7 protein-coding genes and 1 pseudogene are annotated in these 9772 nt (G+C 67.8%); 6 read left to right on the top strand and 2 right to left on the bottom strand.

Features of this window, described 5'->3' with window-relative positions; genetic code table 11:
- The 5 genes and pseudogenes from F1735_RS22705 to F1735_RS22685 all read left to right on the top strand — a co-directional run.
- A pseudogene (locus tag F1735_RS22705) lies at nucleotides 1–630 on the top strand (DNA polymerase III subunit gamma/tau); the annotation flags it as partial.
- A gap of 45 nt (nucleotides 631–675) precedes the next feature.
- The gene (locus F1735_RS22700) at nucleotides 676–1002 is read left to right on the top strand and encodes a YbaB/EbfC family nucleoid-associated protein (RefSeq protein WP_167239039.1); all 327 of its coding nucleotides are present in this window, start codon (nucleotides 676–678) and stop codon (nucleotides 1000–1002) included.
- A gap of 16 nt (nucleotides 1003–1018) precedes the next feature.
- Nucleotides 1019–1609, top strand: a complete 591-nt coding sequence (recR, locus tag F1735_RS22695; RefSeq protein WP_166887677.1) for a recombination mediator RecR — start codon at nucleotides 1019–1021, stop codon at nucleotides 1607–1609.
- Nucleotides 1609–2829 carry a CaiB/BaiF CoA transferase family protein gene (locus F1735_RS22690; protein ID WP_167239038.1) on the top strand — a complete coding sequence of 407 codons (1221 nt, stop codon included), beginning with the start codon at nucleotides 1609–1611 and terminating at the stop codon, nucleotides 2827–2829. The genes recR and F1735_RS22690 overlap by 1 nt, the downstream gene beginning before the upstream one ends.
- 109 nt (nucleotides 2830–2938) lie before the next feature.
- Nucleotides 2939–4753, top strand: coding sequence for a glycosyltransferase (locus F1735_RS22685; RefSeq protein WP_167239037.1), 1815 nt, complete (start codon nucleotides 2939–2941; stop codon nucleotides 4751–4753).
- On the opposite strand, the gene F1735_RS22680 is transcribed toward F1735_RS22685, so the two are convergent.
- The gene (locus F1735_RS22680; protein ID WP_187364326.1) at nucleotides 4681–4965 is read right to left on the bottom strand and encodes a hypothetical protein; all 285 of its coding nucleotides are present in this window, start codon (nucleotides 4963–4965) and stop codon (nucleotides 4681–4683) included. The genes F1735_RS22685 and F1735_RS22680 overlap by 73 nt on opposite strands.
- Before the next feature lie 219 nt (nucleotides 4966–5184).
- Here F1735_RS22680 and F1735_RS22675 point away from each other — a divergent pair, with 219 nt between their 5' ends.
- Entirely contained in the window at nucleotides 5185–7584 is a 2400-nt protein-coding gene (locus F1735_RS22675) for a penicillin acylase family protein (protein ID WP_167239036.1), read from the top strand.
- 74 nt (nucleotides 7585–7658) lie between these two features.
- On the opposite strand, the gene F1735_RS22670 is transcribed toward F1735_RS22675, so the two are convergent.
- Complete coding sequence (locus tag F1735_RS22670) at nucleotides 7659–9770, bottom strand: putative bifunctional diguanylate cyclase/phosphodiesterase (protein ID WP_167239035.1); 2112 nt, start codon at nucleotides 9768–9770, stop codon at nucleotides 7659–7661.
- Between the last annotated feature and the right edge of the window lie 2 nt (nucleotides 9771–9772).

The raw sequence follows: 9772 nt of genomic DNA, 5'->3' as shown, positions 1-9772 counted from the left end.
CCGGTGCCGGCGCCGCCGCCCGCGCCGCCGCCGGTGCCGGCGCCGCCGCCCGCGCCGCCGCTGCCCGAAGCGCACTATCCCGACATGCAGGACGATGGCGAGCCGCCGTCGTGGGTCACCGAATTTTCCGACGACACCGCCGTGGCGCAAGAAGCGCCGCCGGCGGCGGCCGCACGCGCTCCCGCGCGGCCGCGCCCCGCCTACGTCATCACCCCGGTTCCCGACCTCGACTGGGACGGCAACTGGCCCGCCCTGGCCGCCGGCCTGGCGCTGCGCGGCGTGTCGCAGCAACTGGCGCTGCAAACGGAACTGGTGTCGTGCGTGGTCGACGCCAACGTCACCACCTTCAGCCTGCGCGTGCCGATCGACACCCTGCGCGCCAGCGGCAATACCGAAAAACTGTGCGCGGCGCTGCAGGAGCGCTTCGCCAATACCAAGATCCACCTCGAGATCGACATCGGCCCGGTGTGGTACACCGCCAGCGCCGAAGCGATCGCCTACCGCGAAGAGTGCCAGCGCGTGGCCGAGGAAACCGTGGCCAACGATCCTTTCGTCAAGGACGTGATGCGCGACCTTGGCGCGTTCATCGTGCCCGGCTCGGTGCGTCCCGCCCCAGGCGCGCCGGCGTGAACCGAACCCCAATTTTCTCATTCCTTACATTCCCGGAGAACCACCATGATGAAGAACCAGCTCGCAGGCTTGATGAAACAGGCGCAAGCCATGCAGGACAACATGAAGAAGGCGCAGGAGCAGTTGGCGAGCGTCGAAGTCGAAGGCCAGTCCGGCGCCGGCCTCGTGAAGATCGTCATGACGTGCAAGAACGATGTCAAGCGCGTCACCATCGACCCGTCGCTGCTGGCCGACGACAAGGACATGCTGGAAGACCTGGTCGCCGCCGCCTTCAACGACGCCGTGCGCAAGGCGGAAGCAACGTCCGCCGAAAAACTCGGTGGCTTGTCGGCCGGCATGCAGCTGCCGCCCGGCTTCAAGATGCCTTTCTGAGGCATCGTCCCCCCACATGTCCAAATCGCTCGACTTCCTGACCGAAGCGCTGCGCCGTTTGCCCGGCGTCGGCCCGAAGTCGGCGCAACGCATGGCTTTCCATTTGCTGCAGCACGACCGCGAGGGCGCAGCCATGCTCTCGCGCGCCCTGTACCAGGCAGTCGACGCGGTGCATCACTGCGCGCTGTGTAACACCTTCTCCGAAACCGAGGTGTGCGACCTGTGCCTCGACGAGCAGCGCGACAGCGCCTTGCTGTGCGTGGTCGAGACCCCGGCCGACCAGATGATGATCGAGCAGACCCTGACCTACAAGGGCCGCTACTTCATCCTCATGGGCCGCCTGTCGCCGCTCGACGGCATCGGCCCCAAGGACATCCATCTCGAAAAACTGCTGGTGCGCGCCGCCGACGGCGTGGTCGGCGAAGTGGTCCTGGCGACCAACTTCACCAACGAAGGCGAAGCGACCGCGCACTACATCAGCGAGATGCTCAAGGCGCGCGGCCTGAAGGTCAGCCGCCTCGCGCGCGGCGTGCCGGTGGGCGGCGAACTCGAATACGTCGATCCCGGCACCATCGCGCGCGCGATGCTGGACCGGCGCAGTACCTGATGACGGCGGCGGCGTCCAAAGCCGGCGCGCTGGCCGGCATCAAGGTGCTCGAACTGGGCACCTTGATCGCCGGGCCGTTCTGCGCGCGCATGCTGGCCGAATTCGGCGCCGACGTGATCAAGGTCGAAGCGCCCGACGGCGGCGACCCGATCCGCCAGTGGCGCATCCTCAAGGACGGCACCTCGCTGTGGTGGTCGGTCCAGTCGCGCAACAAGAAAAGCATCACCCTCAACATGAAAGATGAACGCGGCCGCGCCATCGCCCGCCAACTGGCGCTGGAAGCGGACATCATCATCGAAAACTACCGCCCCGGCGTGCTCGAAAAATGGGGCATCGGGTATGAAGCGATCAAGGCCCTCAACCCGGCCGCGATCATGGTGCGCCTGTCCGGCTTCGGCCAGACCGGGCCGATGAAGGACCAGCCGGGCTTCGGCGCCATCGGCGAGTCGATGGGCGGGCTGCGCTACGTGTCGGGCCACGCCGACCGCCCGCCGGTGCGGGTGGGCGTGTCGATCGGCGACTCGGTGGCCGCGCTGCACGGCGTGATCGGCGCCATGATGGCGCTGCGCCACCGCGACGCCACCGGCGGGCGCGTGGCCGGCGAAGGGCAGATGGTCGACGTGGCCCTGTACGAAGCCGTGTTCAACCTGATGGAGTCGCTGGTGCCCGAGTTCGACCACGCGGGCGTGGTGCGCGAGCGCACCGGCGGCGCGCTGCCGGGCATCGTGCCATCGAATACCTATACCACCGGCGACGGCGAGAACATCGTCATCGCCGGCAATGGCGACGCCATTTTCAAGCGCCTGATGCTGGCCATGGGCCGCATCGACATGGCGGGCGACGCGCAACTGGCGCGCAACGACGGGCGCGTGCCGCGCAGCGCCGAGATCGACGAGGCCATTCAAGCCTGGTGCGCCACGCACAGCATCGACAGCGCGCTGGCCACCCTGAAGGCGGCCGATGTCCCGGCCGGCAAGATCTACTCGGTGCGCGACATGATGAGCGACCCGCAATTTCTCGCGCGCGAGATGTTCGAGCAGCACCATTTCAGCGACGGCACGCCGGTCAAGCTGCCGGCCATCACGCCCAAGCTGTCGGCCACGCCCGGCCAGACCCGCTGGCTCGGGCCGACGCTGGGCCAGCACACCGATGAAGTTCTTGCCAGCCTCGGCTACGATGCGGATGCGATTGCCGCCTTGAGGCAAGCCCAGGTGCTGTAAAGGCGCGTCCGCAAGCGCATCCCCACCTTGCGCACCGTCCGTTTGCGTGCGCTCAAACTTCCCCTTTTTTCCACTGCTATGGTGGGCTTTCCCAACTGAGCCCACCAGCATGCACCTCGTCGACATCACCATGTTTTATGCCGCGGAAGGCGGCGGCGTGAGCACCTATCTCAACGCCAAGGCCGCCTGGCTGGCGCGGCGCAGCCGCGTGCGCCACACCATCCTCAGCACCAACGTCGACAACCGCGCCGGCCCGCCCGCCTTGCGGCGCGTGCCGGCGCTGGCTGTTCCGGGCATGCACGGCTTTCGCGTGCCGCGCACGGTCGGGGCGCCCGCACGCCTGATGCTCGGCCTGCAGCCCGACCTGATCGAAGCGGGCGACGCCTTCCACGCCGCATGGGCCGCCTTGCGCGTGCGGCGCCGGCTGGGCGTGCCGGTGGTGGCCTTTTATCACTCCGACCTGCAGCGCCTGGTGCATGAACGCTTCGGCCCGGGCGCGCGGCGCGCCGCCGGCGCCTACCTGGCCCACCTGTACCGCCAGTTCGACCTGGTGCTCGCGCCAAGCCGGCTGATGGTGCATCAGCTGGCCGCCATCGGCGTGCGGGGCGCGGTGCATCAGCCGCTCGGGATCGACATCCACACGTTCACGCCGCAGCGGCGCACCGAATCGCTGCGCCGGGAACTGGGCGTCGCGCCCGACACCCGCCTGCTGGTCTACGCCGGCCGCTTCACCGCCGAGAAAAAGCTGGCGGTGCTGGTCGACGCGGTGGCCAGGCTCGGGCCGCCATACCACCTGCTGCTGGTCGGCGGCGGGGGCGAGGCGCCGCGTTGCGCCCGCACCAGCGTGATCGAGTTCCAGCGCGACCAGTGCGTGCTGGCGCGCCTGCTGGCCAGTTGCGATGTGCTGGTCCATCCGGGCGACTGCGAAACCTTCGGCCTGATCGTGCCCGAGGCGATGGCTTGCGGCTTGCCGGTGGTGGGCACGCGTGGCGGCAGCGTGGCCGAACTGATCGACGAGCGCACCGGCATCGTGGTTGAGCCGAACAGCGTCGATGCCCTGGCGGCCGGCATTGAAGCGATCTACGGCCAGGACCTGGCCGGCATGGCGCGCTCGCCGCTCTTCGACGCGGCGCTCGACCGCTTGCTCGCAGACGGGCACGAACTGGCCCTGCATGGCTACAGCCACCTCGATACCGCCGCGCGCTCAAGCGGCTGGCGCAGCCGTTTTTTGCGCGGGGTCTACACCGAAGGGGAGGGCGAGTTCGCCGCGCTGGACGCGGGCGAGGCGCGCCGCCGCATCGCGCTGGGGCGGGCGTGGTTCGACGCACGCGGCTGGCCCGTGAGCGGCTTCGTCGCGCCCGCGTGGCTGCTTGGCGATGGCGCCTGGGAGGCGCTGCGCGCTTCTCCGTTCATTTACACGACCACGTGGCCTCATTTTCATTGCCTGATGCCGGCCGGGCAGCAGTCCGGGCCGCAGCAACGCGGGCAGCGGGAAGGTCGGTTTGCGCCGCTTCCCTTGAACCCGTCGTTCCCGCGCCAAGGCGGAAGCCGGCGGGAAGCCAGGTTTGCCGCGCCGCCGCCGACGCCACACTGCGCCGCCACCTTGCTGTCTCCATCGCTGGTGTACGCCGCGCGCAACCGCACCGGCCGCATCGTCTCCCCGCCCGCCGCATGGATGCTCGCCTGGCTGCTGCGCGACGCGCCGCTGGTGCGCCTGGCCCTGCACCCGCGCGACGCCCGCCATCCCGCACTACTGCGCCACGCGCAAACACTCGTCGCACACCTGCTGCAAGCGCGCGTGGCGCTGACCAAGGCCGGCTTCGCCAGTCAATGGGCCAGCGTAGCCTGGCGCTACCAGTACGGCCCCCAATACCCGCCCAGCGACCAGTGCGAGCGCCCCAGCGCCCCATCGTGGTGCGGATAGCCATAGCGCTGCAGATCGTCGCGCGCGCTAAGCTGCAACACGCAATTGCGCCAGGCGTCCGAGTTGGCCGGATAGTCCAGCTTCGAGCACGCCGGCCCGTACACCACCATGGTGCGTTCCATTTCCGCCTGCGCCGCGGCGGCCCTTTGCTGTGGCGTGGCGCAGCCCGCCAGCAGCAGCGCGCCCATGCACAGCGACATCAACTTGTGCATCGAACTCTCCTTTGTGCGCGACCGTTGTGCGCGCGGTCGCCGATTTCCTTGATCAAATAGCTTAAGAGGGCCGTCGGGCAGGGGTGTGATCCATATCAAACCGCTCGGGGGAAGCTCTTCGTTGTTCTCGTCTCGTCTCGACGACGGGGCGCCAACAATGTTTGCGCCGATCATGATTTTTCTGGCAAGATGCTTTGCGAAATCAATTCGGGGAGAGTTATGCGTACGCATGGAATCAAAGTCTGGTCGTTGCGGCTGCTGGTCGGCCTTGTTATCTTGCTGGTGCTGGCCGCGCTCGCCGTGTGGCTGTACCTGCGCGCCAGCCTGGCCCGGCTCGATGGCGATGTCCAGGCGCCCGGCCTGTCGGCCCCGGTAACGGTCGCGCGCGACGAGCATGGCGTGCCGCTGATCAGCGGCGAGCGCCGCGCCGACGTGGCCTACGCCACCGGCTTCGTGCATGCGCAGGAACGCTTCTTCCAGATGGACCTGCTGCGCCGCGTGGGCGCCGGCGAGCTGGCCGAACTGTTCGGCGCGCGCGCCTTGCCGCGCGACCGCGCCAACCGTCTGCACCGCTTCCGCGCGCGCGTGGCCGCCTCGCTCAAGTTGCTCAGTCCGGCCGACCGCCTGCTGCTCGATCGCTATGTGGCGGGCGTGAACGCCGGGCTCCATGCGCTCGGCGCCAATCCCTTCGAATACGCCCTGATCGGGGTCAAGCCGCGTCCCTGGAGCGCCGACGACTCGCTGCTGGTGGTGTGCGCCATGTACTTCGACCTGCAAGGCACGGTCGAACCGCGCGAACTGACGCGCGGCTGGCTGCGCGAGCACAGCGACGCCGCGCAACTGGCCTTCCTGCTGCCCGACGCCAGCAAATGGGATGCCCCGCTCGACGCCGCCGGCGTGGCCTTCACGCCGGCGCCGATCCCGCCCACGCCGCCGGCATGGTGGGGCAAGGCGCGCAAGCCCGATGCGCTGGCAATGGCCTCGGCCGATTTCATCGATTCGGTCGGCAGCAACAACTGGGCCGTGGCCGGCTCGCGCAGCCAGGATGGCGCGGCCATCGTCTCCGACGACATGCACCTGGGCCTGACCCTGCCCAACACCTGGTACCGCATGGCGATCCAGTACCCCGACGCCAAAGGCGCGCCACGGCGCATCGTCGGCGTGACCCTGCCGGGCGCGCCGCCAGTCATCATCGCCGGCAGCAACGGGCGCGTGGCCTGGGGCTACACCAACAGCTATGCCGACCTGCTCGACCTGGTGATGCTGGGCCAGGACGCGCAGCGCCCGGGTGAGCTACGTACCGCAAGCGGTTGGGAAAAACCGGTGAGCGTGGTCGAAACCATCCTGGTCAAGGGTGCGCCGGCCGAGCGCATGACGATCCAGGAAACCTCGCTCGGGCCGGTGCGCGAGACTGGCGGCACGCCGTACGCGATTCACTGGCTGGCGCATGCGCCGGCCTCGCTCAACCTCAATCCGATCCGGCTCGAGACGGCTGATACGCTCGACGAGGCGCTGGCGATTGCGGCCACCATCGGCATCCCCTCGCAGAATTTCGTGGGCGGCGACGACAAGGGCAATATCGGCTGGACCATCTCCGGCGCGCTGCCGCGCCGCAGCCAGGGCGGCAGCGGCGCCACCTTTCCGTTGCTGGTCGATGGCGGCCAGGCCAGCTTCGACGGCGCGCTGGCGCCGGGCGATTACCCGCGCGTGATCAATCCGCCCGGCGGCCAGCTCTCGACCGCGAATGCGCGCCAGCTAAATGGCGCCGGTGCGCAGATCCTTGGCGACGGCGGCTTCGATATCGGCGCGCGCAACCGCCAGATCCGCGACGCGCTGGCCGCGCTCGGGCCGAAGACCGACGTGGCGGCCGTGTACGGCGTGGCGCTCGACGACCGCGCACTGTTCGTGGCGCCGTGGCGCGCGCGCGCCATCAAGGCGCTCGATGCGCCAGCGTTACAGGGCAAGCCGCAGCGCGCGCAGTTCCTCGACCTGTTGAACAAGAGCTGGAGCGGGCGCGCCAGCGTGGAGTCGAGCGGCTACCGGCTGTCGCGCCATTTCATGTGGGCGCTGGGCGACGTGCTGTTCGAGGGTGTCAATGGCGACCTGGCGGAGCTCCATCCCAAGTCGACCATGGCGCTGGCCACGTCGCGCTGGCCGGAGGTGCTCGCGCGCCTGTTGGACGAGCAGCCGGCGGCCTGGCTGCCGCCCGGGCATGCGAACTGGCAGTCGGTGCAGCTGGCGGCGATCGACAAGGTGATTGCGGATCTGGCGGCCGATGGCGTGCCGTTGGAAAAAGCGACATGGGGCGAGCGCAATACCGCCGCGATTGCGCATCCGATTGCCGCCGCGGCGCCGATGCTGGCGCGCTGGCTGAGTACACCGGCCGATATGCTGCCGGGAGACGCCAACATGCCGCGCGTGGCGGGGAAAAATTTCGGGCAGTCGCAGCGCCTGACGGTGTCGCCGGGGAAGGAAGAGCAGGGGGTGTTCAATATGCCGGGCGGGCAGAGCGGGCACCCCTTGTCGCCGTATTTCATGGATGGACACGCCGAGTGGGTGGCCGGGACACCGACGCCGTTGCTGCCGGGGGCGGCCAGGCACACGCTGACGTTCAAATGAGCCCCGCCGTCGTCCCCGCCTGCGCGGGGACGACGGCTTTGAAGATAGCGATTCAAGGATGCAGTGCCCTCGCTCTACTTCATCGCGATCGCCAGCGCCCCCGCACCCGCCTTGTTGAGCATCAGCGTAATCGATTCATGCGGCGACGGGTGCCCCAGGTAGAACCCCTGCACCAGGTCGCACCCGTATTCGTCGAGCAGCACCAGCTGTTCATCGGTTTCCACGCCCTCGGCCACCACCACCATCTTCAAGCCGTGCGCCATGGCGATGATGGCGCGCGTGATGGCGGCGTTCTCCGAATCCTGCGGCAAGCCGCAGATGAAACTCTTGTCGATCTTGAGCGCCCGCACGTCGAAGCGCTTGAGGTAATTCATCGACGAGTAGCCGGTCCCGAAATCGTCGATCGACAGATACACGCCAATCCCGCGCAGTTGTTCGAGCGTCGCCATGGTCGCCTTGGCGTCGTCCATCAGCGTGCCTTCGGTCAGTTCGAGTTCGAGTATCTTCGGATCGAGCCCCGAGTCGTGCAATGCCGACAGCACGATCTGGGTCAGGTTTTCATCCTTGAACTGCTTGGCCGATAAATTGACCGCCATCCGGATCGACTGCCCGGTCGCCCTTTGCCATGCCTTGGCCTGGTTGCAGGCGGTGCGCAGCACCCATTCGCCGATCGGCACGATCAAACCGGTTTCCTCGGCCAGCGGAATGAATTCGGTCGGGGAGATGATGCCGCGCTCCGGATGGCGCCAGCGCACCAGCGCTTCGACGCCCACGATCTCCGACGAACGCACGTCGATCTGCGGCTGGTACAGCAAATACAGTTCTTCGTTGCGCAGCGCCTTGCGCAGGCCCACTTCCAGCTTCACGTGGCTCATGATCTGCATCGTCAGCGAGGAACTGTACAACTTGGCGTTGTTCTTGCCGCAGTTCTTGGCGTGGTACATGGCGGTGTCGGCGAACTTGAGCAGCGAATCGCAATCGTCGCCGTCTTCCGGGAACAGCGAAATGCCGATGCTGGCCGTGACAAAGATCTCGTGCCCTTCGATCAGGAAGGGGCGCCGCATCGCCTCCTTGACCCGGTGCGCCACATTGAGCGCGTTCTCGACCCGTTCCAGGTCGGGAATGAGGATCGTGAATTCGTCGCCGCCCAGGCGCGCCAGGTTATGCGACTGGTCCCCGCGCGAGACCAGGTCGCTCGGGCGGATGGTTTCGCGCAGGCGCTCCGAGACGATCTTGAGCAGATGGTCGCCCACGTTGTGGCCCAGGGTGTCGTTGATGCGCTTGAAGGCGTCCAGGTCCATGAACAGCACCGCGAACTTCTTCTTGCCGACCTTGGATCGGTGCAGTTCGCGCTCCAGCGTTTCGAGGAAAGCCTGGCGGTTCGGAATGCCGGTCAGGCTGTCGCAGTAGGCCAGGCGGCGGATCTGTTCTTCGGTGCGGCGCCGTTCGCTGATGTCGCGCACCAGGCCAAGCACTTCGTCGGGACCGGTGGCGACCAGGCGCGCTTCGAAGTGCTGCACCATGCCGAAGCTGACCAGTTCATATTCGACCGAGCGCACGTGCTGGGTATCGAGCACGCAGTGCATCTGCTCGAGCAGGCGCTCGGCGATGTCGCGCGGGAGCACTTCGGTGATGTGCTTGCCCACGCACAGCTCCGCCGGAATCGCCGCCGAGGCGTCGTGACCTTGTTCGTAGTCGAGATAGACGCCGTCCTTGCCGAGCCGGAAAAAGGTATCCGGAATGGCCGCCAGCACCGCGCGGTTGTGGGCGTCGGCGATGCGCAGGCGCACGATGGCATCGCTGGCGCGCAGCACGTACAGCACGCGGTGCCCGAGGATCGGCCAGTTGATCGGCTTCGATACGAAATCGGTGGCGCCGGCCTCGTAGGCGTTGGTCACCGCTTCGATGTCGTCGCCGCCGGTGACCATGATGATCGGCACCGGCGCGCCGGTCTCGATGCGGCGGATCTCGCGGCAGGCCGAAAAGCCGTCCATGTTCGGCATGTCGACGTCGAGCAGGATCAGGTCCGGCGCCATGCTCTGGTAGAGGGCCAGCGCTTGCAGGCCGTCCTCCGCTTCGATCGCGTCCAGCCCGACCTGGCCGAGCATTTCGAGCATCAGCAGGCGCATGACCGGATCGTCGTCCGCCACCAGGACGACGCCGCGCTTGATTGGGGTAGCAGCCATTT

The sequence above is a fragment of the Massilia genomosp. 1 genome, from assembly GCF_011682185.1.
GTDB classification, from domain to species: domain Bacteria; phylum Pseudomonadota; class Gammaproteobacteria; order Burkholderiales; family Burkholderiaceae_D; genus Telluria_A; species Telluria_A rubra.
This window is presented reverse-complemented; position numbering and strand designations above follow the sequence as displayed.

Excerpts from the sequence above, each read along its gene's own strand:
- F1735_RS22680 (WP_187364326.1), bottom strand. The coding sequence starts at position 4,965 with ATGCACAAGTTGATGTCGCTGTGCATGGGCGCGCTGCTGCTGGCGGGC.
- F1735_RS22685 (WP_167239037.1), top strand. The coding sequence starts at position 2,939 with ATGCACCTCGTCGACATCACCATGTTTTATGCCGCGGAAGGCGGCGGC.
- recR (WP_166887677.1), top strand. The coding sequence starts at position 1,019 with ATGTCCAAATCGCTCGACTTCCTGACCGAAGCGCTGCGCCGTTTGCCC.
- F1735_RS22700 (WP_167239039.1), top strand. The coding sequence starts at position 676 with ATGATGAAGAACCAGCTCGCAGGCTTGATGAAACAGGCGCAAGCCATG.
- F1735_RS22690 (WP_167239038.1), top strand. The coding sequence starts at position 1,609 with ATGACGGCGGCGGCGTCCAAAGCCGGCGCGCTGGCCGGCATCAAGGTG.
- F1735_RS22670 (WP_167239035.1), bottom strand. The coding sequence starts at position 9,770 with ATGGCTGCTACCCCAATCAAGCGCGGCGTCGTCCTGGTGGCGGACGAC.
- F1735_RS22675 (WP_167239036.1), top strand. The coding sequence starts at position 5,185 with ATGCGTACGCATGGAATCAAAGTCTGGTCGTTGCGGCTGCTGGTCGGC.